This is a genomic window from Roseovarius carneus, assembly GCF_020141465.1.
In the GTDB taxonomy this organism is placed as follows: domain Bacteria; phylum Pseudomonadota; class Alphaproteobacteria; order Rhodobacterales; family Rhodobacteraceae; genus Roseovarius; species Roseovarius carneus.
Map to the genome: position 1 here is coordinate 1,141,026 of NZ_JAHSPD010000001.1, position 23,371 is coordinate 1,164,396.

Here is a 23,371-nt window from a genome sequence, read left to right on the forward strand (position 1 = left end):
AGGAGCCTCGAAGATGGCATTTAAACCGCTGCATGACCGCGTGCTTGTTCGCCGCGTTGAGAGCGAAGAGAAAACTTCCGGCGGACTTATCATCCCCGAAAGCGCAAAAGAAAAGCCGAGCGAAGGCGAAATCGTTTCTTGCGGCGAAGGCGCCCGCAAAGACAACGGTGAGCTGATCGAGATGGCCGTTTCGGCCGGCGATCGTGTGCTGTTCGGCAAATGGTCCGGCACCGAGATCACCATCGACGGTGAAGAGCTGCTGATCATGAAAGAAAGCGACATTCTGGGCAAAATGGCCTGAGGCCAACCCGAGATTTCGCACATGGTGGGTTTGAAACCCACCTTACACCACTCAAATTGAAGGAAATCGGAATATGTCTGCTAAAGACGTCAAATTCGGTACCGATGCCCGCAACAAAATGTTGCGCGGCGTGAACATTCTGGCCGATGCGGTTAAGGTCACTCTCGGTCCAAAAGGCCGCAACGTGGTTCTGGACAAATCGTTCGGCGCCCCCCGCATCACCAAGGACGGTGTGTCGGTTGCCAAAGAGATCGAGCTTGAGGACAAGTTCGAGAACATGGGCGCGCAGATGGTCAAAGAAGTGGCCAGCCGCACCAATGATGAGGCCGGCGACGGCACCACCACAGCAACCGTTCTTGCCCAAGCCATCGTCAAAGAAGGCCTGAAGTCGGTTGCCGCTGGCATGAACCCGATGGATCTCAAGCGCGGGATTGATCTGGCAACCTCCAAGGTCGTTGAAGCCATCCAGGCCGCAGCACGCCCTGTCTCCGACAGCGCCGAAGTGGCCCAGGTCGGCACGATCTCGGCCAATGGCGAAGCGGAAATCGGTCAGCAAATCGCGGACGCGATGCAAAAAGTCGGCAACGAGGGTGTGATCACCGTCGAAGAAAACAAAGGCCTCGAAACAGAGACCGATGTTGTCGAAGGCATGCAATTCGACCGTGGCTACCTCAGCCCCTATTTCGTGACCAACCCCGACAAGATGATCGCAGACCTTGAAGACTGCATCATCCTGCTGCACGAGAAGAAACTCTCGTCGCTTCAGCCCATGGTTCCGCTGCTGGAGCAAGTCATCCAGTCGCAAAAACCCCTGCTGATCATCGCAGAAGACGTCGAAGGCGAAGCGCTGGCGACCCTCGTGGTCAACAAGCTGCGCGGCGGTCTGAAAATCGCGGCTGTCAAGGCACCCGGCTTCGGCGATCGCCGCAAAGCCATGCTTCAGGACATCGCAATCCTGACCGGTGGTCAGGTTATCTCCGAAGATCTGGGCATGAAGCTTGAGTCCGTCACCATGGACATGCTGGGTTCGGCCAAGAAAGTGACCATCACCAAAGACGAGACAACCATCGTCGACGGTGCGGGCGCCAAAGCCGAGATCGAATCGCGCGTCACACAGATCCGTGCGCAGATCGAAGAGACCACGTCCGATTACGACAAAGAGAAGCTGCAAGAGCGTGTTGCGAAACTCGCAGGCGGCGTGGCCGTGATCCGCGTTGGCGGCATGACCGAGATCGAAGTGAAAGAGCGTAAAGACCGTGTCGATGACGCGCTGAACGCGACCCGCGCTGCGGTTCAGGAAGGTATCGTCGTCGGCGGCGGTGTTGCTCTGATCCAAGCCGGTAAAGCGCTTGACGGCATGACGGGCGCGAACAGCGACCAGACTGTCGGCATCACTATCGTGCGCCGCGCGCTTGAAGCCCCTCTGCGTCAGATCGCGGAAAACGCAGGCACCGACGGCTCCGTCGTTGCAGGCAAGATCCGCGAATCGAGCGATCTGAAATATGGCTACAACGCGCAAACCGATGAATATGGCGACATGTTCAAATTCGGTGTGATCGATCCCGCCAAAGTGGTGCGTCACGCATTGCAGGACGCGGCCTCGATCGCTGGTTTGTTGATCACGACTGAAGCCATGGTTGCCGACAAGCCCGCCAAAGAAGGCGCAGGCGGTGGCGGCATGCCTGACATGGGCGGCATGGGTGGTATGGGCGGCATGATGTAAGGCAACTTTCGCTCTGCGAAATTTGCCGATCAGGTGCGAGGCAGTCGGCGTTTGGCAAAGCCAAATGCCGAGAGCCTCTCACCGCCCAAACCGCAAGCTACAAAACTAAAAAGGGTCGCCCTCGGGCGGCCCTTTCCTTTTGCCCCATGACAAGCCACTTTCATCCGCACCAAACCCAAAAGGCACCGCCATGTTGCGCAGCACCGATTTCAGCCGTGAAATGCACCGGGGCGAAGAGCCCGCCGTCGCCGCACTTCTGGCCCGCGCTTACGGCACGGACCACGAGGCGCGCCGCGTTGAGGCGCTGCGCCGCGTTGAGGCGCTGCGCCGCGCGGGCTGTTTGGCCGGAGAGGTTGTGCTGCCCGCCGGAGACCGGATCGTGGGCTATTATGCCCTCTCGACACTGAGCGCGCCCAAGGGTTGGTTGATCCTCGCGCCGGTCGCGATTGATCCCGACTGGCAGGGGCAGCGGCATGGGCGGCGTATGATCGGGATGCTGGCCGAGTGGGCTCGTCTGAGCGCGCATTATGTTGTGGCCTCGGGCCCTGCGGCGTTCCTTGAGGGCGCAGGGTTCAGCACGGAGCGTGCCGCAAACCTCAGCCCGCAGAGCCTGCTCACCCAGACGTGTCTTGCCGGTCCCGGTGTTGACGTGCCAGAGCAGACGGTGATCCTGCCGCCTGCTTTCGGAGTGCTCTGAATGCGCCTTTTCGCCCTGACCTCCCTGACGATGGTAGCCTTCGCCGCCAACTCCGTTCTCAACCGGGCGGCGCTGACCCTTGGCAGCATTGATGCCGTGAGCTTTGGTATCATCCGGCTGGCGGCGGGGGCCTTGATCCTTGGTGCTTTGGTCTATGCCATGCGGGGGCGGGTGCGCCTTGGTGGGACGGGGCGCTGGATCGGGGTCTGCGCGCTGCTGCTCTACGTCTTTGGGTTCTCGTTGGCGTATGAGGCGCTCGATGCGGGGCTTGGGGCGCTCATTCTTTTTGGCGTGGTGCAGATCACCATGTTCGCGGGCAGTCTGGTTCAGCGCGAGCATATGCCGCTACGTCGCGGCGTTGGCGCTGCGCTTGCCTTTGGCGGTCTTGTCTGGCTCCTGTGGCCCGGTACCGGGCCACAGATCAGCGCCTTGCATGGCGGACTTATGGCGCTTGCGGGTATCGGCTGGGGGGTCTACTCGCTCGCCGGGCGGCGCGAGGGTGATGCGCTTAGCGGGACGGCTGCGAATTTTATCCTCGCGGCCCCCGTGGCGCTTCTGGCGGGGGCGCTCTTGCCGCATGGCGTGCTGGGAGAAGCCGCGTTTTCTGGTATCGCGCTGGCGGTTCTATCCGGCGCTGTCACCTCGGGGCTGGGCTACGCCCTGTGGTATCACGTGTTACCGGGGCTGGCGGCGTCCTCGGCGGCGGTTGCACAGCTTACCGTGCCGATCATCGCTATGGCGGGGGGGATACTCTTCCTGGGCGAGGCGCTGACGCGGGACTTTGCGGTGGCCGCACTCGTGGTTCTGGGGGGGGTCGCCCTGTCTGTGCTGCCCGGCAAGGCGTCTGCCCGACGCGGCGGGCGTTCTCGGGAAACATAGGCGACGCCCGCGCCCGCATCGCCAAGCGATCGGGGCCGCCGCCCCCTGACGCCGTGTCATGGCATAGCACCCCCTTTCCGCCGCGCTGTTTTGCGCATATCTGACATCGTATGAAATCGCTGTTGATCGCCCTCCTTTTGTTGCTACCCGCAACGGCCCGCGCCGAATGTGTGGTGCTGATCCATGGGCTGGCCCGTACCGACGCGTCTTTTTTGCTTTTGCAAGAAGTGCTTGAGGTTGATGGCTATCAGGTGATCAGCCCCGAATACCCCTCGACCGAAGCGCGTATTCAGGTGCTGGCAGATGAGGTCTTGCCCGAAGCCGTTGCAAGATGCGGCGCGGAGGGGGTGAACTTCGTCACCCATTCGATGGGAGGCATCCTGCTGCGCGTGTGGCTGGAGGAGAACCGGCCCGAAAATCTGGGCCGTGTTGTGATGCTCGCCCCGCCCAATCATGGCTCCGAAGTGGTGGATGAATTTGGTGGGCTTGAGCTTTTTGAGTGGATCAACGGACCGGCGGGGCTTCAGCTTGAGACAGGGCCGGATACCTTTACCGATAGCTTGCCCCCGGTGGATTTTCCGCTCGGCATCGTGGCGGGCACGCGCTCGCTCAATCCTTACTTCTCGGTGCTCATTGACGGGCCGGATGATGGCAAAGTCTCTGTTGCCTCAACGCAGGTGGAGGGGATGGCGGACCATATCGAATTGCCGGTCACGCACACGTTCATGATGAACAATCCTTACGTCATTGCACAGGTGCAGGCGTTTTTGCGCGATGGAAAGTTTGATGATGATCTAGAGTTTGGTGATCTCTTTTGGGGCGGTGGGGAGTGACCCTCGCGTTGCGGCTTTGTGGCGCTGAGGTTCTGCACCCGGACGGCTTGCGGGATACCCCGCTCAGCATCGCAGACGGGCGTATCGCGCCAGATGGCGGTCGTGAGGTAGACCTTGCCGGATACATGGTTCTGCCCGGTATTGTTGATATTCATGGCGACGGGTTCGAGCGGCATCTGGCCCCCCGGCGCGGTGCCATGAAAGACATCCCCACGGGCCTTATTGCGACCGAGGCTGAACTGGCCGCCAACGGCATCACCACCGCCGTTCTTGCGCAATTCTACAGCTGGGAAGGCGGGATGCGCGGGCCCGAGTTTGCCCAGCGGGTGATGGAAGGGCTGGACGCGGTGCGCGGATCGGTCGTGACCGACATGATTGCGCAATTGCGGATTGAGATCTGCATGCTCGATGGGCATGCGGGGGCCGAAGCGCTGATCGCGGCGCATGATATCCCTTACGTCGTGTTCAACGATCACCTCCCGCATGAGGAGCTTGCCAAGGGCAAACGCCCGCCCCGCCTCACGGGTCAGGCCCTCCGGATCGGCAAGAACCCCGAGAAACATCTGGCGGATTTGATGGCAATGCACGCCCGTCTGGACGAGGTGCCCGAAGCGCTTGGCGCGCTTTCTGCGCGGCTGTTGGCGCGGGGTGTCCGCCTTGGAAGCCATGATGACAAAGACGCGGAGGCGCGGGCGCGCTGGCGCGGTCTGGGCGCGCGGATCGCTGAATTTCCTGAAACGCTGGAGGCGTCAGAGGCCGCGCATGGTGGTGGCGATGCCGTGATCATGGGCGCGCCCAATCTGGTGCGGGGCGGCTCACACAAGGGCAATGCCAGTGCCACGGATATGGTGGCGATGGGGCTGATCGGAGCGCTGGCCTCGGACTACCATTACCCTTCGCTGCGCCGGGCCGCGTTTTTGGTGGCGGATGCAGGGCTTGCTGATCTTGCTGGTGCTTGGGCGCTGGTCTCCACGGGCCCCGCTGCCATGTTGGGCCTTGCGGATCGCGGCACGCTCGCCCCCGGTCTGCGCGCCGATATGGTGATCGTTGAGGCGGCCACCCGCCGGATTGTGGCCACGCTCTGCGCCGGACGCTTCAGCTATCTCAGCGGCGATGCGGCCGAGCGGTTTCTCGCGGCCTGAGCGAGTCCTGAGTGCGGCGAAGATTGGCCAAAGCCCGCTATCGCCGCTTTTGATTCGCGCCGTTTCGCGCTACCTTCAGCTTGAGGCATAAAAAGAGTAGGTGCAAAAATGCGCAGAATGGTTTGGGCGTGTCTAACAGGGGCCGCAGCGATCTGGCACATGCCAGAGCCGGTGCAGGCTCAGGTTGAGACATCGGTGCGGCCACAGATCCGGCCTGCCGTGCTGGATGATATTACGGCGCGGCAAGTGCCACAGGCGCAGGTAATCCTGGCGGCGTCCATCCGGCCCGTGCTGCGCCCCTCGGGGCTGGCCACACGCCCCGCAGAGACTGCGACACAAGTGTCGGTGCAGGACCCGAAGTTCCGCGCATGGGTCGCGGGTTTCAAGGGCCGCGCCCGCGCGGCGGGGATCAGTGAGGATGTGTTTGACCGCGCCTTTCAAGGGGTTCAGCTTGATCCAAGCGTGATCAAGCTTGATCGCAACCAGTCCGAGTTCACCAAGCAGATCTGGGATTACCTCGACTTTGCCGTGGCCCCTACACGGGTGACGAACGGCGAAAAGATGCTGCGCCGCCATGGCCGCACGCTCGACCGGATCGAGGCGCAATTTGGTGTGGAAAAAGAGGTGGTTGTTGCCATCTGGGGGATGGAAAGCGCCTATGGCGAGCGGCGTGGTGACCGCCCTTTGATCGAATCGCTGGCCACGCTCGCCTATGATGGACGGCGCGGCGCGTTCTTTGAAAAACAGCTGATTGCGGCGCTCAAGATCATTCAGGCGGGCGATGTGGCCCCGCGCAACATGACCGGCTCCTGGGCGGGCGCGATGGGGCACACCCAGTTCATCCCCACATCCTATGAGGCCTATGCGGTGGATTTCACCGGCGACGGCAAGCGCGATATCTGGTCTGATGATCCGACGGATGCGCTGGCGTCCACGGCAGCGTATCTCAAGCGGTTCGGCTGGACAAAGGGCCAGCCTTGGGGCGTGGAGGTCAAGCTTCCCTCCGGGTTTGATCCGGGCCGCGCGCGGCGTGAGTTCAAGCAAAACCCCGGCGCGTGGGCGTCCGAGGGCGTGCGCGATATGAACGGTCAAGCGGTGCCGAATTATGGTGCGGCGTCCATCCTGCTGCCTGCGGGCATTCAGGGTGCCGCCTTCATGATCTTCAACAATTTCGCGGTGATTGAGCGCTATAATCAGGCCGATGCCTATGTGATCGGGGTGGGCCATCTATCGGATCGGATCACTGGCGGCCCCGCAATTCAGGCCAGCTGGCCGCGCCAATACGCGCCGACATCGATTGAGGAAAAGAAGGAAATTCAACGCCGCTTGCGCCGCAAGGGCTTTGGTGTTGAGAAGATAGACGGGGTGGTCGGTCCGAACACGATCGGGGCCATCCGTGCCTTTCAGCAATCACGCGGAATTCCAGCGGACGGGTTCCCATCGCAGCAATTGCTTGAGCAGTTGCGCGGGCAGTAAAGGGACGTATCAGACACCGCTCTGGCGGCTTTACTCCAGCAGCCCCGTTTGCGGTGCGCAAGCTCCACCCTCAAAGCACCGCTGCACGGTGCTCAACACCTCGGGTGTCGGCGCGAACACATCCCCGCCGCACGGGCCAAGCGTCACCGTATAACCCGCCTCCGAGCGCTCCACAAATGCCAGCACCGCCGCGCCTGATCTCGCCCCGGCGCACCACGGCCCGGTGCAGAGCACATTGAGCGTGATCGCCCGGTCGAACGGTGTCTCAAACCCGCCGGGTCCCAGTGATTTGCCGACCATCTGAGCGGGGATCGGGGTCTGGGTAGGTGTGTCTCGTTGGTTCTCCCAATCGGTAGCGGGCAGGCGCTTTTCGTCAAAGATGATTTTGCCATTCACGACGACGTAAGCCCCCTGTGCCGCATCCGCGCGTAGATATGTGGCGGCCACGTCTGGCGCCATGCAAGACAGCGCCGCCGCTTGCCCGGCCAGCGCTATGAAAGCGGCGGCCAGCGCCCTCATATCTGCGGGCCAAATGCGCTGAGCACGCCCTCATACACACGCCGCTTGAATGGCACGATATTGTCCAGCAGATCGCCGGGCGCCATCCAGCGCCATTCGGAGAACTCCCGGTCATTCTTTGCAATGTCGACTTGGCCATCATCGCCGGTAAACCGCATCAGGACCCATTTTTGCTCCTGCCCACGAAACCGTCCCTTCCAGAGCTTTGGGACCAAAGCATGGGGCAGCTCATATTTGAGCCAGGCTTCGGTTTCGGCCTCGATCCGCACCGATGAAGCCTCAAGCCCGGTCTCCTCCCAAAGCTCGCGCAGCGCGGCCTCCCGCACGCTCTCACCGGGGTCGATCCCGCCTTGTGGCATCTGCCACGCGTCCAGCTCGCTATCAATGCGCTGCCCAACGAACACATGGCCCGATGGGTTGACCAGCATCACGCCAACGCAGGGGCGATAGGGCAGGAGTGCGATGTCATTTGGTGTCATGGGGGCCTCTCATTTTGTGCATGAGACTAGCCCGAGGCCCGCGCAGAGACCAGTGCGCATGAAAACGCCCCGCCGGATCAGGGCGGGGCGTTTGAACTTGGCCGATGAGGGCCAGAGCAAGGGGGCTGCCGCCCTCGCGAGGCGTTGATCAGTCCACGCCGTTCAGCGTGTTGAGACCCTTGAGAATATCAATCGCATAGGCCAGTTGATAATCCTCTTCGCGCAGCTTGGCGACGTTCTCCGCCCGCGCACGATCTTCCTCGATCAGGCGGATTTCCTCGTCGGTGAGGCTGTCATTATCAAGGCTGCCGCGCAGATCGGCCTCGGAGCGGACCAGTGCGTTTGTCTCTTCCTCGTCCTCCTCCTCAACTGGGGCACGGCGGGGCTGCTCGACCAGAATGTCTGGCGAGACGCCAAGCGCCTGAATGGAGCGGCCCGAGGGCGTGTAATAGCGTGAGGTGGTCAGGCGCATCGCGCCATCGCCGCGCAGAGGCATCACCGTCTGAACCGACCCTTTGCCGAAGCTTTTCGTGCCCACCACAATGGCCCGACGATGATCTTGAAGCGCGCCCGCGACAATCTCGGAGGCCGAGGCCGACCCGCCATTGATCAACACGACGATCGGCTTGCCTTCGGCCAGATCGCCCGGCGTTGCGTTGAAGCGATCCCCGTCGGCCGGGTCACGGCCTCGGGTGCTGACAATCTCACCCTTCTCAAGGAATGCATCCGACACGCGGATTGCCTGGGTCAGAAGGCCACCGGGATTGTTGCGCAGATCCAGCACGATCCCGTCCACGGCCTCCATGCCACCGGCCTCTGCAATCTGCTCCTCCAGCCCCTCTTTGAGGTTGGGATAGGTCTGATCGTTGAATGTGGTCACGCGCAAGATCACCGTCTGCTGCTCGGTGCGCGCCCGCACCGCGGTCAGGGTGATCGTGTCGCGGATGATCGAGATATCAAACGGCTCAATCTCGCCTTCGCGCACCACGGTGATCACAATCTCGCTGCCCACCGGGCCACGCATCATTTCGACCGCTTCGTCAAGGGTGAGGCCCAGAACGCTCTCGCCATCCACATGGGTCACGAAATCGCCCGCCTCGACGCCCGCCTCGTCGGCTGGGGTACCGTCGATGGGCGAGACGACCTTCACAAAGCCGTCTTCTTGCGTCACCTCGATGCCCAGACCGCCGAATTCGCCGCGCGTCTGCACCTGCATATCCTCGGCGTCTTGCGGGCTGAGATATCCCGAATGCGGATCCAGCGAGGTCAGCATACCGTTGATGGCCGCCTCGATCAGATCGCCCTCGTCCACTTCCTCGACATATTGCGCGCGGATGCGCTCGAAAATATCGCCAAACAGATCGAGCTGCTCATAGACATTGGTGTTGCGCTCGGATTCTTGCGCCATCAGCGGGGCTGCGACCTGCGTTGTTACGACCACGCCCGCCAGAGTTCCGGCAGCTGCGGCCATCATAAACTTCTTCATGCTCAATCTTCCTTGTCTGTCCTGAACCAGCTGGCGGGATCCACCGGCGTGTTATCCTGTCTGACTTCAATATAGAGGGTTTCTGTCCAATCGGTAGCCGCCTCTTGCAGCTCGGCGGGAACAATCCCGTCATCGGCTGCCGTAAGCCCCCCCATCAAGCCCACCGGACTGCCCCCAGGAAGGACCTGGCCGATCTCGCCATAGACCACGTCGAGACCCGCCAGCACCAGCAAAATGCCCGATTGCGGCTCTAAAATTGCAACGGTGCCATAATCCAGAAGGGGGCCTTTGTAGCGCAACGTGGCCGCTGCGGGCGTGGTGACCAAGGCGCGGGGCGGGGCGGCCATGACGATGCCGGGGCGGATGATGCCAGCCGCATCCGCCTCGCCCGCGCGGCGGATGATGCGGCCCTCAAGCGGCAGCGGGAGCAGGCCTTTGCGATCTTCAATACCCGGAAGGCTGCCCGGGGCTTCGTCCACAGCGATCTGCGACAGGCCCGAGGCGAACCCATCCAGCGATTCGGTGGAGGCGATCAGGAGCGCCGTGCGCACGGCGTCCTCGGTGAAACGGCGGGGCAGGTCGGTGCGGTCGGCAATGGCTTGGCTGAGGGCCGTGCGCGCGGTCTGCACCCCGGCAAGGCCCTCGTCGAGGCGGCTCGCGGCACTTTCCTGAAGTGCGCGTAGCATGGCCAGATCCTCAAGCTTGGCGCGCAAGGCTGTCGCCTGCCCGGTGAGGCCCGGCGTTACATCGGCGAGGATCATGCCCGACCGGGCGGTGCCCACCGGGCCAGACGGGTGTAACAGTGTGACCGGCGCAGGGGTGGAGCCCATGGATTGCAACACGCCCAAGAGCTGTGCAATTTCACGTTCGCTCGCTGCGAGGTCGCGCTCCAGCGCTTGCTGTTGAATGGCGGCGCGGCGTTGTCCTTCGCGCATGGCCTGAAGCCCGGCCTCATAGGCGCGCACGGTCTGGCTGAGCGCGCGGACCCGGTCGCGCGCGCCGGTGGCGGCGTCCAGAGCGCGGGTCGCGTCTTCGAGTTGTTGGGCGGCGGCGCGGGCCTCGGTCGCGGGATCAGATTGGGCGAGCGCGCCACCTGAAAGCCCTAAAGCCAGCGCCAGAGCGAGGGTGCAAAGGCGCGCGCGCGGTCTCATGCGGAGCGCTGACCGACGGCTGTTGCTTGGTGATCGGCGGGGACGGGCTTCAAGAGGCAAAGCCCGGTCATCTCTGCGGGCACAGGCAGGTTCATCAGCTGCAAGAGTGTCGGTGCCAGATCACTGAGCCGCCCCGGCGCAAGGCCCATGCCCGCAGGACCGCCCACAAGAATGGCGGGCACCGGGTTGGTCGTATGCGCGGTATGCGGCGCGCCGGTGACCGGATCGATCATCACCTCGCAATTGCCGTGATCTGCCGTCACGATCATCGCCCCTCCCACATCCTCAAGCGCCTCCAGCGCCGTACCAAGACCTGCATCAACCGCCTCAACGGCGGCAATCGCGGCGTCCAGATCGCCAGTATGCCCGACCATATCGGGATTGGCGTAATTCACCACAATCAGATCATATCCTGCGCGGATCGCCGCCACCAAATGCGTCGTCACCTCGGCGGCGGACATCTCGGGCTGCATATCATAGGTCGCCACTTTGGGCGATTGCGCCATATAGCGGTCCTCGCCGGGCTCTGCCGCTTCCTTTCCACCGTTCAAAAAGAAGGTGACATGCGGATATTTCTCGGTCTCGGCGATGTGAAACTGCGTGCGGCCCTGCTTGGCCACCCACGCGCCCAGCGTGTTTTCCGGCGCCTCATCTGGGAAAATGCAATCCATATAGGCGGCATGGGTCTGCGAATACTCGGTGAACCCGCTCACGATGGCGAATTTGGGCCGTGTGCCGGTGTCAAACGCCGCAAACTCCGGATCGGCAAAGGCCGCGAGGATTTCGCGCGCACGGTCGGCGCGGAAGTTGAGGCACAAGACGCCATCGCCATCCTTCATGCCGCCATAACCGCCCAGAACGCGCGGTTTGATGAATTCATCCGTGCGGCCCTTGCCATAGGCGTTATCAATCGCCTCGCCCGCCGTGGTGGCGGTGTAGCCGCGGCCTTGCGCCAGCGCCTGATAGGCAAGCTCGACCCGCTCCCACCGGTTGTCACGGTCCATCGCGTAATACCGCCCCGAGACCGTAGCGATATAGGCCCCGGCGGGCAGGGCATCGCGCAGCTCCTCCAGATAGGACTTGGCCGAAACCTGCGCCACATCGCGCCCATCGGTGAAGGCATGAATGGCCACCCGCAGCCCATGCCCGGTCAGCGCCCGCGCGGTGGCGATCATATGGTCGATATGGCTGTGCACGCCACCATCGGACAAAACGCCCAAGAGATGCGCCGTGCCGTTTGTCGCGCGCACGGCCTCGGCAAAGCGTTTGATGCCCGGTAGCGCGCTGAACGTGCCCGTTGCAATGGCCCGGTCGATGCGGCGCAGGTCCATCTCAACCACACGGCCCGCGCCTATGTTCATATGGCCCACTTCGGAATTGCCCATCTGCCCCTGCGGCAGGCCCACATCGGGACCATGGGTGATCAGCGTGCTATGCGGGCACCGCGCCATTAGCCCGTCGAAATGTGGTGTATTGGCGAGCAAAGGCGCGTTGCCCGTCCGCTCATCGGACAGGCCCCAGCCGTCGAGAATGCAAAGAACCACCGGTTTTGGGGTGCTCATGGGTCTGCTCCTGAATTGGTTCAGGCGCTTCTACCCGTTGCGCAGCCTGTGCAAAATGGTGTTTGCGATAACATGCGGGAATTGATTTAGGAGGTAAGAAATTTAACCTCGGCTATCTAACGAGTTACTTTGAAATCTGACCCATGTTTAGCTTGCGTTTACTGCTAGGTGCACCCACATTTCCCTTATGGATATCGATTTGAATAAAGCCGAAATTGAGGGGTTGCGTGAGGTTGGCAAACTTATGTCCCGTGTTTTGGATGACGACGTTAAAGCGAGCCTAATCTCAAAGGGTCTTATTGAGCAGAAGCTCGGTGGCTTTGTGCGGTCGCAGCAAGGCAAGATATGGCTGGCGCGTTACAAGCATTAAGTTTGCGGAGGTATGTCAGGCTGGCCTTTATCTTGGGGCATCTCAATCCAAGCAGATGGTTTGAAAATCTTAAGGTCTAAGTCGTATTTTTCGACGTCTTCAGACCCTGTGATAAGGCGCGCCCGCAAGGATCGAGGTGGCGCGATAGATCTGCTCCGCCAGCATGACCCGTGCCAGCATATGCGGCCAGACCATCTTGCCCAGCGACAGTGTGAAATCCGCGCGCTTGCGCAGATCCGGCGCGATGCCGTCTGCGCCGCCAATCACAAAAGCCGCATCCGAGCGCCCGGTGTCGCGCCATCCCGCCAGCTTATCCGCGAAATCGGGCGAGGAGATCAGCTTGCCCCGCTCGTCCAGCGCGATCAGCACCGCACCGGCAGGCAATGCGCGATCCAGCAAAGCGGCTTCTGCCGCCATGCCGCCGCCCTTTTTATCCTCCACCTCATGCAAGGTGCAGGGGCCAAGGCCAAGCGCGCGTCCCGTTCGGTCCGCGCGCATCAGGTAATCATCGAAAAGATCGCGCTCGGGCCCGGCACGAAGCCGGCCCACAGCGCAGATATGCAGCTTCATTCAGGCGGAGGGGTCATCGACGCATCGCCGCCGAGCCACATTTTCTCCAATTGATAAAACTCGCGCACTTCGGGGCGAAACACGTGAACGATGATATCGCCCGTGTCGATCAGAACCCAATCACCGGTCTCCTTGCCTTCGATCCGCGAGGCGGTGCCGAGATCCTGCTTGAGCCGCTCGACCAGCTTCTCGGCAATCGCCGACACCTGCCGCGAGGAGCGCCCCGAGCAAATGATCATATGATCGCCAATCGAAGATTTGCCGCGCAGATTGATCTGCACGACCTCTTCGGCCTTATCGTCGTCGAGGGATTTGAGGATATAGGCGAGTTGCTCGTCGCTGCTGGCGCCTTGGCCCCGGATCATGCCTAGGGAAACCTTGTGTGCGGCCCGCGCCGCATCAGCCGAAATGGACAGGACAAAGTCCTCCTTGATGCACACCGGCCAAAGGCCCCGGTGCTGGGCCTACGTTTAACCTAACAAGCCAGCGGGGCCTTTTCAACAAAGCGCTGTGACAAAGGTGCAAGATTGCGCATGACCGCGCCAATCACGCCACGTCTCAGGATTTGGTGGTGGGCGCCTCGTGGGCATCTCCGAGCATCCGCAATTCTCGCTGCGGGAAGGGAATCGAGATGTCATGGGCCTGAAACGCGTCCCAAAGCGCCAGATAGACATTGCCGCGAATATTGGTCAGCCCGCCGGTGGGGTCGCGGATCCAAAATCGCAGGATGTAATCCACGCTGCTGTCGCCAAAGCCCACGATATGGCAGACGGGGGCCTTCATGCTCAGCACACGCTCCACCCCTGCCGCGGCCTCGACTGCGATCTTGCGCACGAGGTGCGGATCATCTCCGTAGGCCGTGCCGAAATAGATATCGAGCCGCACGAAATCGTTGGAATGTGACCAGTTGACCACCTGCCCGGTGATCAGATCCTCGTTGGGAATAAGGTATTCGCGCCCATCGCGGGTCACCACGCTCACATAGCGCGCGCCAAGGCTGTTGATCCATCCGAACGTGTCGCCAAGGCTGATTACGTCGCCCGGCTTGATGGATTTATCCAAAAGGATGATCACGCCGGAGACAAGGTTTGACACCACTTTCTGAAGGCCAAAACCAAGGCCCAGACCAATCGCACCGGACAAGAACGCAAGCCCCGTGAGATCGAACCCCACGGCCCGCAGCCCGATGAAGAACGCGGCACCATAAAGCAGGACCTGAAGGAATTTCACCGCCAGAACCTGCATTGAGGGCGAGATTTCCTCGTTCTTCCTGATCTGCCCTGTGGCTGTGCGCGACACGATCCGCGCAATGAAGAAAAGCGCGCCCAGAACGAACACCGCCTGCACCACCATCCAGACCGAAAGCCGCGTCTCGCCGATATGCAGCGCCAGCGAATCAAGCAACTCCTGTGCAGGGCCAGTCAGGTTGAGAATGATTAGCGTAGCCCAGATCCAGCCCGCATAGCGCACAAGGCCGCGCAGGAACCCATTTGCAATGAGCCGCGTGACGATGGCGATGACCAGCCACGCCAGAGCAAGGCTCGCCACGATACCGATCAGGTAGGAGCGGCTGGGCCATGTGGTCTCTTGCATGACCCAATAGGTTGGCCAGCACAGGAGTACGAAGAAGATCAGCCTGAGCCGCCGGTGCAGCATGACCAAAAAACGCATCCGCCATTTGGGCCAGCCTTCGCGGGTGCGCATCCACGCATGCACGCGCGGCCCAAGGAAATGCCGCAAAAGATGCGCCGCCACAAACACCGCGAGCAGGATCGCGATCTGATAGGCGTTCCACGGCCTGAGAAGCCCAAGGGAAAACCCGTGCAACTGCTCCCAAAGGGTCAGCGCGATCTCGTGGGCCTGCTGCGCCGGGGCAACCAAGGGCTCGGTGGTGACTGCACTTGTAACTGCGGTTTCGTTTTCCATTGCAATCACAGTGGCATGACGCGCGCAGAGCGGCAAGGGCGGCGTCTGGACAAGGGGCGCGCTTTGAGATTGGAATAAACATCACCCAAAGGAGACAGCCGCCATGCCGACAGCGCTCGTGACACATCCTGATTGCCTGAACCACAAGACACCGGAGGGGCACCCTGAACAGGTCGCGCGGCTCGAATATGTGCTTGCCGCGCTCAAGGGAAAGGACATGCTGCGCGAGGAGGCGCCTCTTGCAAGCGATGAGCTGCTCTTGCGGGTACATCCGGCGGCGCATCTGGATGCGATGCGCAAAGCGTCCCCCGAGACCGGGCGCGCGCTGCTTGATGCCGATACGTGGATGTCACCCGGCACGCTCAACGCCGCCCTGCGCGCGGCGGGCGGTGCTGCGCGCGCGGTGGATATGGTGATGGCGGGCAGTGTGGGCAACGCATTTGTGGCCACCCGCCCGCCGGGGCACCACGCGGAGGCCGCCACGCCAATGGGGTTTTGCATCTTTGGCAATGTCGCGGCGGCGGCGAAACATGCGCTCGATCATCATGGGCTTGCCCGCGTGGCCATCGTCGATTTTGACGTGCATCACGGCAATGGCACACAGGATCTGGTGCAAAATGATGCGCGCATTCTCTTTTGCTCCACCCACCAGATGCCGCTCTATCCCGGCACGGGCGACCCAAGCGAGACGGGCGCGCATGGCACCGTCCTCAACGTGGCCTTGCCCGATGGGGCGGGGGGCGCGGTGTTTCGGCAGGTGATGGAGGGACAGATCCTGCCCGCCGTGGACGTGTTTGCGCCCGAAATGATTTTCATCTCCGCAGGGTTCGATGCACACCGCGCGGACCCTCTGGCGGGGCTGAACCTTGTGGAGGCCGATTTTGCATGGGCCACGCAGGCGATCTGCGATCTGGCCGACCGGCACTGCGGGGGGCGTGTTGTGTCTTGCCTTGAAGGGGGCTACGACCTTGCGGCATTGGCCAGTTCGGCGGCGGCGCATGTGGATATCTTGATCCAGTGCGCGCCCTGAACCGGCCCTCGTCCAAGCATCACCGTAAAGGAGAGGCCCCATGCGCTCAGGCTTGATCATGCTCTGCCTCGCTTACGTTCTGAGCCAGTTTTTCCGCGCGTTTCTCGCTGTGTTGGGCGCGCCGCTTGAGGCGGATATCGGCGCGGACGCGTCTGATCTGGCCTTTGCCTCGGGGCTTTGGTTTCTGACCTTTGCGGCCATGCAGCTGCCCGTCGGCTGGGCGCTGGACAGGATCGGGCCAAGGCGCACGGCCGCGGCCTTGCTCCTTCTGGGCGGCGGCGGGGGGGCGATCATGTTCGCCACGGCCGCAAATGCGTTTCATGTAAGCATCGCCATGGCGCTGATTGGTATCGGATGCGCGCCCATCTTGATGGCGTCCTATTATATCTTCGCGCGGCAATTCCCGGCGGCGCAATTCGCGACGCTGGCCGCCGTGATGCTGGGTGTGGGCTCGTTTGGCAACCTCGTGGCGTCCTATCCGATGGCGCTGGCCGTGGAGGCGGTGGGATGGCGCGCGACGATGGTGGGGCTCGCGGCGCTTTCGGCTCTGGTCGCGCTGGGCCTTGCGATCTGGGTGCGCGACCCGGAGCCTGTCAGGGACGGCGCGCGCGGCTCGGTTCTGGATCTTTTGCGGATGCGCGCGCTCTGGCCAATCTTTCCGTTGATGTTCGTGGCCTATGCGCCTGCGGCGGCCATTCGCGGCCTGTGGATCGGCCCTTATCTCACGGATATCTATACGCTCAGCACGGCGCAGGTCGGGCAGGCCTCGCTGATCATGGGGCTCGCGATGATCGTGGGCACGTTGCTCTATGGGCCGCTGGATCGTCTCTTTGGAACCCAGAAATGGGTCTGTCTGATCGGCAACCTTTTGTGCGCTGCGGCGACGCTCGCGCTTGCCATGACGGTCGGTCAGGGTGTGGCACTCACGATTGCGCTTTGTGCGCTTGTGGGGCTTTTTGGGGCGACATTTCCGGTGATGATCGCCCATGCGCGCGGGTTTTTCCCGGCCCATCTGGCGGGGCGGGGCGTCACGTTGATGAACCTCTTTGGCATCGGGGGTGTGGGCGTGATGCAATTTGGCTCGGGGCCGTTGCACGGCGCGGTAAGCGCTGCGGGTGGGCAGGGTGATGCTGCGGCCTATACCGCCCTTTTCGGCTTCTTCGGTGCGGCGGTGCTGATCGGGGCGTTGATCTACCTCTTTAGCCGCGACGCCCCCAGCGCGCGCCCCCTTTCCTAAGCCTGCGCAACCCGCTAAGAGCGGCTTCAAGTCAAATACGCTTGGAAAAAAAGGGACACGCCCCATGGGTTACAAGGTCGTCGTCGTCGGTGCCACAGGCAATGTGGGCCGCGAAATGCTGAACATTCTGGCCGAGCGCCAGTTCCCCGTCGATGAGCTGGCAGCACTTGCCAGCCGCCGGTCGTTGGGGACGGAGGTCAGCTTTGGCGACAAGGACCTAAAGACCAAGGATCTCGATACGTTCGATTTCACGGGCTGGGATATCGCCCTTTTCGCAATCGGCTCGGACGCGACCAAGACCTATGCTCCGCGTGCGGCTGCGGCGGGTTGTGTCGTGATCGATAACTCCTCGCTCTATCGCTATGATCCGGACGTGCCGCTGGTGGTGCCGGAGGTGAACCCCGAAGCGGTTGAGGGCTATGCCAAGAAGAACATCATCGCCAACCCCAACTGCTCCACCGCGCAGATGGTCGTGGCCCTCAAACCCCTGCATGACCGCGCGACGATCAAGCGCGTCGTTGTCAGCACCTATCAATCGGTGTCGGGCGCAGGAAAAGACGGGATGGACGAGCTTTGGGAGCAGACCAAGGCGGTCTACAACCCCACCAAGGACGTGCCGCCCACGACGTTTACCAAGGAGATCGCGTTCAATGTGATCCCGCATATCGACGTGTTCCTCGACGATGGCTCCACCAAGGAAGAGTGGAAGATGGTCGCCGAGACCAAGAAAATCGTTGACCCGAAGATCAAGGTCACGGCCACCTGCGTGCGTGTGCCGGTTTTCGTGGGCCATTCCGAGGCGATCAATATCGAGTTTGAGGATTTCCTCGACGAGGATGAGGCGCGCGACATCCTGCGCGAGGCACCGGGCATCATGGTGATCGATAAGCGTGAAAACGGCGGCTATGTGACGCCGAAGGAATGTGTCGGCGATTATGCCACCTTCATCAGCCGCATCCGGCAGGACAGCACGATCGACAATGGCCTGAACTTGTGGTGCGTAAGTGACAACCTGCGCAAGGGCGCGGCCCTCAATGCTGTGCAGATTGCAGAGACGCTCGGCGTGCGGATGCTCAAAAAGGGCTGAGGCTCAGGCGGATCGCTTGGACACAATCGGCCGCCCCAACAGGTGGTCGGCGAGGTGGCGGTGCGCGTGTCCTTTAAATGGCGTGCCGAAGCGGCGCATGAGATCGGCGGAATGCCCCAGCTCGGAGGCTTTGCAGTATCGCGCGCCCTCAGGGTGGGTATGCCGGGCCAAACCGCCAGCCGCTTCACGCAGCGCATACCCTTTGGCCGCCAGACGCGCGCCGAGACCGACCCAGCCAATGACACGGGCGAAATCATCTTGCGCGGACGTGCGATGCTTTATCTCGATGGCGGGTTTGTGGGCGAGACCCGCGCCGATCTGATAGCAGTGGGCGACGAGGCGGAGCTTTTTTTCGGCCTTATCGAGAGCCTGCACCTCACCCGTCGCGTTCTAAACCGCGAAGAGGGTGACCGGGGCGTGATCACCCGCTCAAACGATCTGACCGAGCAGGTAGAAATTGAGGACCGGAACCTCTCGGGCGAGACATGGCCGCTGCGCGTACTGGATCAGGTGCCATGCGTTGAGGGTCGCTGGATGGATCAACCGGCTGGACGCCGCATCTCCGATCAGCGCCTCCTCCAAGAATGGCGTGAGTGGCTCACCTTCAGCCTTCCGAAAAACGCCCTGTCTGTCCAACCATAGTTTGCTGCGCGACCGGGCCGCACATCCTCAGATCACGCGGATCACGTCCTTGTCGATGGCAAGGATATAGCCCTGCCGCGCGATGTTCTTGACCAAAAGCTCGCTGACCATCTGATTGCCCAGCGTGTCGCGCAGGCGTTTGATCCGTGTGGCCCCGGCGGTCTCATCGCAATCGGCTGGACTGCGCCCCGAGATCATGCCTTCGATCTCTGCGCCCGACAGGACATCACCATCCATCCGCGCTTCGGCAAGGATAGACAGGGTTTCCATCGCGGCATCAGTGAGCTTGAATCCCATATTGTTGAGATAGACGGACTTCTCCGCCCGGCTGATCAAAAGCGAGCTGACTTGGATGCCTGACCGCTCGATCTGCGCCATGCGGCGGTTGAGGGTAATGAGCATCACCAAAAACACGAGCGCCGCAATCAGCAGCGATGTGGCAAAGACCAAGAGCACGAAGATCACCATACGGTAGCTGACAAGCGTTTCCGAGAACGCCGTGCCTGAAAGGGCCAAGATCTCCAGAAGCTTGATCTCCGCATCCGAGGTCAGTGCGTCGTTTTCCACGAAGATCCGCTCGACCCGCGCATTGAACGCGCCTGCATCCGGCAGGCTGAGAAACAAGAGCACCGCCGCGATGCACAAGATCGCGACGATGGCCACCACGCCCAACCCCACGACACGCCCGCCCGAGCGGCGTGCGTCCGAGGCGGCATGTGTCAGGTCGTCCATCAGCGCCGTCCTATTGTTTTGTGACCGAGAGAACTTTGAGCAGGGTCAGACCTTGCCCAGCCAGACGGCGGTTGAGCTGAGCCTTCGCCGATTGCACCGTGCAAGGCTCCGAGATTTGCGCCACATCATAGTGAAGCTGGAACGGCTTGTCCCGCTTGGCCTTGTATTCGGCATAGCAGGCGGCATGGGCGGCGGGAGCCAGCAGGAGTGCGCAGAGCGCGAGGGGAACGATATTTTTCATGCCTAGACCATGGCCGAGCCCGCGGCGCTATTCAATATCAGAGCAATCCATGCCCCGCTGTTATCGGATAACAAAGTGCTGATATTGCCTGACTGAGCGGGTCGGCCCCAGTTTGATCTCATCGCGTCGCCCAAACGGATGGGTGGACCCTGATACACCTGACTGGAAAAAGGAGACACCTCATGTCTGGCAAGTTCATCTCACTTATCGTTGCGGCCTCTATGGCTGTGACAGGCTTCACCGCCGCCCCCGCCGCGGCAGGCGACCGGGACGTGGTCCGCGCCTTGGCGGCCATCGCCGGGATCGCCATTATTGGCGCGGCAATCCACGAGCAAAACAAATCCCAACAGCGCCGGGCGCATGTATCGACGCGCAGCCACAACAATCATGGCTATCACCAGCCGCGCAAGTACAAGCAGGCGAAACACTACAATCACGCCTATCAGAAAGGCTACAACGCGCATCGCCGCGAAGTGCGTCAATACCGCCAGCAGCGCCGCGCGCATCAGCAATGGGGCTATAGCGCGCGCCCCTATTACGGCTACTGATCCCGAGCAGTGAGGCCGGTTTGGGAAGGGGGTGCTGCGGCGCCCCTTTCTTTTTACGCGCGGGCATGGTTTTCACACGCCATGGCAGGCCCCGATTTTTCATATGAGCAGGCCGCGATGGCGCAAGGTGCGCGGATCATCGCAGGTGTGGACGAGGTGGGGCGCGGGCCGCTTGCCGGGCCAGTGACGGCGGCGGCTGTGGTATTGGACCCTGCGCGCATCCCCGAGGGGCTGAATGATTCCAAGAAGCTCACGGCGGCGCGACGCAAGGTTCTTTACGATCTGATCTTTGAGGTGGCGGAGGTCAGCATCGCCCACGCCTCGGTCGAGGAGATCGACGAGATCAACATCCTGCGCGCCTCGCATCTGGCGATGGAACGGGCGGTGGCAGGCCTGCCGCGCAAGCCTGATCTTGCGCTGATCGACGGCAATATGATTCCCCGTGGTCTTAGCGTGCCAGGTCAGGCCATTGTGAAGGGGGACGCGGTCTCGGTGTCGATTGCGGCGGCCTCAATTGTGGCGAAAATTTGTCGAGATTATGTCATGTGGGATTTGGCGCAACAGTGCCCCGGCTATGGTTGGGAGAAGAACGCGGGATACCCGACGAAAAGCCATAAAGCTGCGCTCCAAAATCTTGGGGTGACCCCTCACCATAGACGTTCGTTCCGACCCGTCCACAACATCTTGTATCAAGAGAAATAACTAAGCTTTTGATTCAAAAAAGAAATTGACCGCGAATCAGGTTTGAATCATCCTGACCTCAACAACCAGAGCGCACAAAGCGCCGGGACAAGAGGCAGACAATGACGAAAATGACCAAGATCAATGAAGCTCCTATGCTTCCGCTCAATACTATTTTGGCTGGTGACTGTATCGAAGTCATGAACAGCCTGCCGGAGGCGTCGGTAGATTTGATTTTTGCGGACCCCCCCTACAATCTCCAGCTCAAGGGCGATTTACACCGGCCCGACAACTCTCAGGTAGACGCGGTTGACGATGCCTGGGACCAGTTTTCTTCTTTCGCCGCCTATGATTCCTTCACCCAAGACTGGCTGAAGGCGGCGCGCCGATTGCTCAAACCCAATGGGGCTATCTGGGTGATAGGCTCCTATCACAATATCTTTCGGGTCGGCGCCGCGTTGCAGGATGCGGGCTATTGGATCCTGAACGATGTGGTTTGGCGCAAGGCCAACCCGATGCCAAACTTTCGCGGCAAGCGCTTTACCAACGCGCATGAAACGATGATCTGGGCCTCCAAGGAGGAGGGCGGGAAATACACGTTCAACTATGAGGCGCTGAAATCCCTCAATGAGGGCGTGCAGATGCGCAGCGACTGGGTTCTGCCCATTTGCACCGGGCATGAGCGGCTCAAGAACGAGGCGGGCGACAAGGCCCATCCCACCCAAAAACCCGAAAGCCTCCTGCACCGTATTCTGGTGGGCAGTACCAATCCCGGTGATGTGGTCCTTGATCCGTTCTTCGGCACAGGCACCACGGGTGCCGTGGCCAAGATGCTGGGCCGTGACTATATCGGGATCGAGCGTGAAGCGGCCTACCGCGAGGTGGCGGAGGCCCGCCTCAAAAGCACCCGCAAATTTGACCGTGAAGCGCTTCAGGTCAGCACATCCAAACGCGCCGAGCCACGTGTGCCCTTCGGCCAGTTGGTCGAGCGCGGCATGCTGCGCCCCGGTGAGGAGCTTTACTCGATCAACCAGCGTCACAAGGCCAAGGTCCGTGCCGATGGCACGCTGATTGGCGATGACGTGAAGGGCTCTATCCATCAGGTGGGTGCCGCGCTTGAGGGCGCACCTAGCTGCAATGGCTGGACCTATTGGCACTTCAGGCGCGATGGCAAAACGGTCCCAATTGACCTTCTGCGCCAGCAAATTCGCGCTGAAATGGCCGACCGCCCCAACTAAGACATTCGAACACCGCCGGTGCCTGCGGCCTGACGCCAGGCACCATACCTATGCCCCGCCACACCTTGGCGGGGCCTTTTTCGTGCATACGCCGCCCTCTGGTGGCGCATCGCAGGGCGCGGTAGGATGCGGGCCAAATGCAGGAGGGCTCACCTATGAAAATCAACGCGGATTTCAGCAAACGCGCCGTGGTGCGCCCCGAGGATTACGCATGGGCCCCGTCCCCCGCTGCCGGAGTGGAGCGGATGATGCTCGACCGAGTGGGCGATGAGGTGGCGCGGGCCACCAGCCTCGTGCGCTTCGCGCCGGGTTCGCGGTTCGACGCCCACAGCCACGGCGGAGGCGAGGAATTTCTGGTGCTGGAGGGGGTTTTCTCGGACGAGACGGGCGATTTTCCAGCGGGCAGCTATGTGCGCAATCCAATCGGCACCAGCCACACCCCGCATACTGATCCCGGCTGCACGATTCTGGTGAAGCTGCACCAATTCGCTGAGGATGACACCGCGCATTTCAGCGTGGATACCAAGACCGCCGCCTTCCGTCCCGGCATGGTCGATGGGCTGTCGGTCTTGCCACTGCACACCGCCAGCAATGAGAACGTGGCGCTGGTGCGCTGGGCCCCCGGCACGCGGTTCACCCCGCATCAGCATCGGGGCGGTGAGGAGGTCTTTGTGCTTGAGGGGATTTTTCAGGACGAGCATGGCAGCTATCCCGCCGGCAGCTGGATTCGCAGCCCGCACCTCTCGACCCACGCGCCTTGGTCCGACGCGGGCTGCCTCATCTACGTGAAGACAGGCCACCTGGCCTTCGCGGCTGCCTGA

26 protein-coding genes are annotated in these 23,371 nt (G+C 61.8%); 16 read left to right on the forward strand and 10 right to left on the reverse strand.

Translation table 11 applies throughout. The annotated features are described in order from the left end of the window. The first annotated feature begins 13 nt into the window (after positions 1–13). The 7 genes from KUD11_RS05645 (at position 14) to KUD11_RS05675 (ending at position 7,051) form a co-directional block, all read left to right on the forward strand. Positions 14–301 (forward strand): co-chaperone GroES, encoded by a 288-nt coding sequence (locus tag KUD11_RS05645; protein WP_109385842.1) that lies wholly within the window; start codon positions 14–16, stop codon positions 299–301. A 73-nt stretch (positions 302–374) separates the two neighbouring features. Continuing rightward, a complete protein-coding gene (groL, locus tag KUD11_RS05650) occupies positions 375–2,024 on the forward strand; it encodes a chaperonin GroEL (RefSeq protein WP_109385840.1) in 1,650 nt (549 codons plus the stop codon). A gap of 190 nt (positions 2,025–2,214) precedes the next feature. Beyond that, positions 2,215–2,721 (forward strand): GNAT family N-acetyltransferase, encoded by a 507-nt coding sequence (locus KUD11_RS05655; RefSeq protein ID WP_224380156.1) that lies wholly within the window; start codon positions 2,215–2,217, stop codon positions 2,719–2,721. Further along, positions 2,722–3,600: a DMT family transporter gene (locus KUD11_RS05660; RefSeq protein ID WP_109385838.1), complete on the forward strand. Its 879-nt coding sequence runs from the start codon at positions 2,722–2,724 to the stop codon at positions 3,598–3,600. A gap of 110 nt (positions 3,601–3,710) precedes the next feature. Continuing rightward, positions 3,711–4,433, forward strand: a complete 723-nt coding sequence (locus KUD11_RS05665; RefSeq protein ID WP_109385836.1) for an alpha/beta fold hydrolase — start codon at positions 3,711–3,713, stop codon at positions 4,431–4,433. Then, complete coding sequence (locus KUD11_RS05670; protein ID WP_109385834.1) at positions 4,430–5,575, forward strand: alpha-D-ribose 1-methylphosphonate 5-triphosphate diphosphatase; 1,146 nt, start codon at positions 4,430–4,432, stop codon at positions 5,573–5,575. Before KUD11_RS05665 ends, KUD11_RS05670 begins: the two co-directional genes overlap by 4 nt. A 108-nt stretch (positions 5,576–5,683) precedes the next feature. Further along, the gene (locus tag KUD11_RS05675) at positions 5,684–7,051 is read left to right on the forward strand and encodes a lytic murein transglycosylase (protein ID WP_109385832.1); all 1,368 of its coding nucleotides are present in this window, start codon (positions 5,684–5,686) and stop codon (positions 7,049–7,051) included. 30 nt (positions 7,052–7,081) lie between these two features. On the opposite strand, the gene KUD11_RS05680 is transcribed toward KUD11_RS05675, so the two are convergent. From KUD11_RS05680 to gpmI, 5 genes are all read right to left on the reverse strand, one after another. Continuing rightward, a complete protein-coding gene (locus tag KUD11_RS05680) occupies positions 7,082–7,570 on the reverse strand; it encodes a hypothetical protein (protein ID WP_109385830.1) in 489 nt (162 codons plus the stop codon). After that, positions 7,567–8,049: an RNA pyrophosphohydrolase gene (locus tag KUD11_RS05685; RefSeq protein WP_109385828.1), complete on the reverse strand. Its 483-nt coding sequence runs from the start codon at positions 8,047–8,049 to the stop codon at positions 7,567–7,569. The genes KUD11_RS05680 and KUD11_RS05685 overlap by 4 nt, the downstream gene beginning before the upstream one ends. A 148-nt stretch (positions 8,050–8,197) precedes the next feature. Continuing rightward, positions 8,198–9,535 (reverse strand): S41 family peptidase, encoded by a 1,338-nt coding sequence (locus KUD11_RS05690; protein WP_109385826.1) that lies wholly within the window; start codon positions 9,533–9,535, stop codon positions 8,198–8,200. Between the two features lie 2 nt (positions 9,536–9,537). After that, positions 9,538–10,686 (reverse strand): murein hydrolase activator EnvC family protein, encoded by a 1,149-nt coding sequence (locus KUD11_RS05695; protein WP_109385824.1) that lies wholly within the window; start codon positions 10,684–10,686, stop codon positions 9,538–9,540. After that, on the reverse strand, positions 10,683–12,248 hold the full coding sequence (gpmI, locus tag KUD11_RS05700) for a 2,3-bisphosphoglycerate-independent phosphoglycerate mutase (RefSeq protein ID WP_109385822.1): 1,566 nt from the start codon (positions 12,246–12,248) through the stop codon (positions 10,683–10,685). Before gpmI ends, KUD11_RS05695 begins: the two co-directional genes overlap by 4 nt. 187 nt (positions 12,249–12,435) lie before the next feature. Here gpmI and KUD11_RS05705 point away from each other — a divergent pair, with 187 nt between their 5' ends. Then, on the forward strand, positions 12,436–12,618 hold the full coding sequence (locus KUD11_RS05705; RefSeq protein ID WP_109385820.1) for a hypothetical protein: 183 nt from the start codon (positions 12,436–12,438) through the stop codon (positions 12,616–12,618). A gap of 99 nt (positions 12,619–12,717) precedes the next feature. On the opposite strand, the gene rlmH is transcribed toward KUD11_RS05705, so the two are convergent. From rlmH to KUD11_RS05720, 3 genes are all read right to left on the reverse strand, one after another. Next, positions 12,718–13,188: a 23S rRNA (pseudouridine(1915)-N(3))-methyltransferase RlmH gene (gene rlmH / locus KUD11_RS05710; protein WP_109385818.1), complete on the reverse strand. Its 471-nt coding sequence runs from the start codon at positions 13,186–13,188 to the stop codon at positions 12,718–12,720. Further along, positions 13,185–13,553 carry a ribosome silencing factor gene (gene rsfS, locus KUD11_RS05715; protein ID WP_109388175.1) on the reverse strand — a complete coding sequence of 123 codons (369 nt, stop codon included), beginning with the start codon at positions 13,551–13,553 and terminating at the stop codon, positions 13,185–13,187. The genes rlmH and rsfS overlap by 4 nt, the downstream gene beginning before the upstream one ends. A 193-nt stretch (positions 13,554–13,746) precedes the next feature. After that, positions 13,747–15,114, reverse strand: a complete 1,368-nt coding sequence (locus KUD11_RS05720; RefSeq protein WP_109385816.1) for a mechanosensitive ion channel family protein — start codon at positions 15,112–15,114, stop codon at positions 13,747–13,749. Between the two features lie 103 nt (positions 15,115–15,217). Here KUD11_RS05720 and KUD11_RS05725 point away from each other — a divergent pair, with 103 nt between their 5' ends. The 4 genes from KUD11_RS05725 (at position 15,218) to KUD11_RS05740 (ending at position 19,110) form a co-directional block, all read left to right on the forward strand. Next, on the forward strand, positions 15,218–16,144 hold the full coding sequence (locus KUD11_RS05725) for a histone deacetylase family protein (protein WP_109385814.1): 927 nt from the start codon (positions 15,218–15,220) through the stop codon (positions 16,142–16,144). 40 nt (positions 16,145–16,184) lie between these two features. After that, positions 16,185–17,381 carry an MFS transporter gene (locus KUD11_RS05730; protein WP_109385812.1) on the forward strand — a complete coding sequence of 399 codons (1,197 nt, stop codon included), beginning with the start codon at positions 16,185–16,187 and terminating at the stop codon, positions 17,379–17,381. A 64-nt stretch (positions 17,382–17,445) separates the two neighbouring features. Then, a complete protein-coding gene (locus tag KUD11_RS05735; RefSeq protein WP_109385810.1) occupies positions 17,446–18,468 on the forward strand; it encodes an aspartate-semialdehyde dehydrogenase in 1,023 nt (340 codons plus the stop codon). A gap of 111 nt (positions 18,469–18,579) precedes the next feature. Beyond that, entirely contained in the window at positions 18,580–19,110 is a 531-nt protein-coding gene (locus tag KUD11_RS05740) for a DUF4139 domain-containing protein (RefSeq protein WP_181375303.1), read from the forward strand. A 27-nt stretch (positions 19,111–19,137) separates the two neighbouring features. Here the strand turns inward: KUD11_RS05740 and KUD11_RS05745 are convergent, their stop codons facing one another. Both KUD11_RS05745 and KUD11_RS05750 read right to left on the reverse strand, forming a co-directional pair. After that, positions 19,138–19,842 (reverse strand): hypothetical protein, encoded by a 705-nt coding sequence (locus KUD11_RS05745; RefSeq protein WP_109385806.1) that lies wholly within the window; start codon positions 19,840–19,842, stop codon positions 19,138–19,140. 10 nt (positions 19,843–19,852) lie between these two features. Continuing rightward, complete coding sequence (locus KUD11_RS05750) at positions 19,853–20,083, reverse strand: hypothetical protein (RefSeq protein WP_109385804.1); 231 nt, start codon at positions 20,081–20,083, stop codon at positions 19,853–19,855. Between the two features lie 182 nt (positions 20,084–20,265). Between KUD11_RS05750 and KUD11_RS05755 the strand changes: the two genes are divergently transcribed. The 4 genes from KUD11_RS05755 to KUD11_RS05770 all read left to right on the forward strand — a co-directional run bounded on the left by KUD11_RS05755 (position 20,266) and on the right by KUD11_RS05770 (position 23,371). After that, a complete protein-coding gene (locus tag KUD11_RS05755; protein ID WP_109385802.1) occupies positions 20,266–20,631 on the forward strand; it encodes a hypothetical protein in 366 nt (121 codons plus the stop codon). An 81-nt stretch (positions 20,632–20,712) separates the two neighbouring features. Next, the gene (locus KUD11_RS05760) at positions 20,713–21,333 is read left to right on the forward strand and encodes a ribonuclease HII (RefSeq protein ID WP_109385800.1); all 621 of its coding nucleotides are present in this window, start codon (positions 20,713–20,715) and stop codon (positions 21,331–21,333) included. A gap of 101 nt (positions 21,334–21,434) precedes the next feature. Then, positions 21,435–22,550: a site-specific DNA-methyltransferase gene (locus KUD11_RS05765; protein WP_181375302.1), complete on the forward strand. Its 1,116-nt coding sequence runs from the start codon at positions 21,435–21,437 to the stop codon at positions 22,548–22,550. A 155-nt stretch (positions 22,551–22,705) separates the two neighbouring features. Beyond that, positions 22,706–23,371: a cupin domain-containing protein gene (locus KUD11_RS05770; RefSeq protein ID WP_109385796.1), complete on the forward strand. Its 666-nt coding sequence runs from the start codon at positions 22,706–22,708 to the stop codon at positions 23,369–23,371.

What these genes read in the sequence shown, in the direction of transcription:
- KUD11_RS05645 (WP_109385842.1), top strand. Translation starts at nt 14, where the DNA reads ATGGCATTTAAACCGCTGCATGACCGCGTGCTTGTTCGCCGCGTTGAG.
- groL (WP_109385840.1), top strand. Translation starts at nt 375, where the DNA reads ATGTCTGCTAAAGACGTCAAATTCGGTACCGATGCCCGCAACAAAATG.
- KUD11_RS05655 (WP_224380156.1), top strand. Translation starts at nt 2,215, where the DNA reads ATGTTGCGCAGCACCGATTTCAGCCGTGAAATGCACCGGGGCGAAGAG.
- KUD11_RS05660 (WP_109385838.1), top strand. Translation starts at nt 2,722, where the DNA reads ATGCGCCTTTTCGCCCTGACCTCCCTGACGATGGTAGCCTTCGCCGCC.
- KUD11_RS05665 (WP_109385836.1), top strand. Translation starts at nt 3,711, where the DNA reads ATGAAATCGCTGTTGATCGCCCTCCTTTTGTTGCTACCCGCAACGGCC.
- KUD11_RS05675 (WP_109385832.1), top strand. Translation starts at nt 5,684, where the DNA reads ATGCGCAGAATGGTTTGGGCGTGTCTAACAGGGGCCGCAGCGATCTGG.
- KUD11_RS05680 (WP_109385830.1), bottom strand. Translation starts at nt 7,570, where the DNA reads ATGAGGGCGCTGGCCGCCGCTTTCATAGCGCTGGCCGGGCAAGCGGCG.
- KUD11_RS05685 (WP_109385828.1), bottom strand. Translation starts at nt 8,049, where the DNA reads ATGACACCAAATGACATCGCACTCCTGCCCTATCGCCCCTGCGTTGGC.
- KUD11_RS05690 (WP_109385826.1), bottom strand. Translation starts at nt 9,535, where the DNA reads ATGAAGAAGTTTATGATGGCCGCAGCTGCCGGAACTCTGGCGGGCGTG.
- KUD11_RS05695 (WP_109385824.1), bottom strand. Translation starts at nt 10,686, where the DNA reads ATGAGACCGCGCGCGCGCCTTTGCACCCTCGCTCTGGCGCTGGCTTTA.
- gpmI (WP_109385822.1), bottom strand. Translation starts at nt 12,248, where the DNA reads ATGAGCACCCCAAAACCGGTGGTTCTTTGCATTCTCGACGGCTGGGGC.
- KUD11_RS05705 (WP_109385820.1), top strand. Translation starts at nt 12,436, where the DNA reads ATGGATATCGATTTGAATAAAGCCGAAATTGAGGGGTTGCGTGAGGTT.
- rlmH (WP_109385818.1), bottom strand. Translation starts at nt 13,188, where the DNA reads ATGAAGCTGCATATCTGCGCTGTGGGCCGGCTTCGTGCCGGGCCCGAG.
- rsfS (WP_109388175.1), bottom strand. Translation starts at nt 13,553, where the DNA reads ATGATCCGGGGCCAAGGCGCCAGCAGCGACGAGCAACTCGCCTATATC.
- KUD11_RS05720 (WP_109385816.1), bottom strand. Translation starts at nt 15,114, where the DNA reads ATGGAAAACGAAACCGCAGTTACAAGTGCAGTCACCACCGAGCCCTTG.
- KUD11_RS05725 (WP_109385814.1), top strand. Translation starts at nt 15,218, where the DNA reads ATGCCGACAGCGCTCGTGACACATCCTGATTGCCTGAACCACAAGACA.
- KUD11_RS05730 (WP_109385812.1), top strand. Translation starts at nt 16,185, where the DNA reads ATGCGCTCAGGCTTGATCATGCTCTGCCTCGCTTACGTTCTGAGCCAG.
- KUD11_RS05735 (WP_109385810.1), top strand. Translation starts at nt 17,446, where the DNA reads ATGGGTTACAAGGTCGTCGTCGTCGGTGCCACAGGCAATGTGGGCCGC.
- KUD11_RS05740 (WP_181375303.1), top strand. Translation starts at nt 18,580, where the DNA reads ATGCCCCAGCTCGGAGGCTTTGCAGTATCGCGCGCCCTCAGGGTGGGT.
- KUD11_RS05745 (WP_109385806.1), bottom strand. Translation starts at nt 19,842, where the DNA reads ATGGACGACCTGACACATGCCGCCTCGGACGCACGCCGCTCGGGCGGG.
- KUD11_RS05750 (WP_109385804.1), bottom strand. Translation starts at nt 20,083, where the DNA reads ATGAAAAATATCGTTCCCCTCGCGCTCTGCGCACTCCTGCTGGCTCCC.
- KUD11_RS05755 (WP_109385802.1), top strand. Translation starts at nt 20,266, where the DNA reads ATGTCTGGCAAGTTCATCTCACTTATCGTTGCGGCCTCTATGGCTGTG.
- KUD11_RS05760 (WP_109385800.1), top strand. Translation starts at nt 20,713, where the DNA reads ATGGCAGGCCCCGATTTTTCATATGAGCAGGCCGCGATGGCGCAAGGT.
- KUD11_RS05765 (WP_181375302.1), top strand. Translation starts at nt 21,435, where the DNA reads ATGACGAAAATGACCAAGATCAATGAAGCTCCTATGCTTCCGCTCAAT.
- KUD11_RS05770 (WP_109385796.1), top strand. Translation starts at nt 22,706, where the DNA reads ATGAAAATCAACGCGGATTTCAGCAAACGCGCCGTGGTGCGCCCCGAG.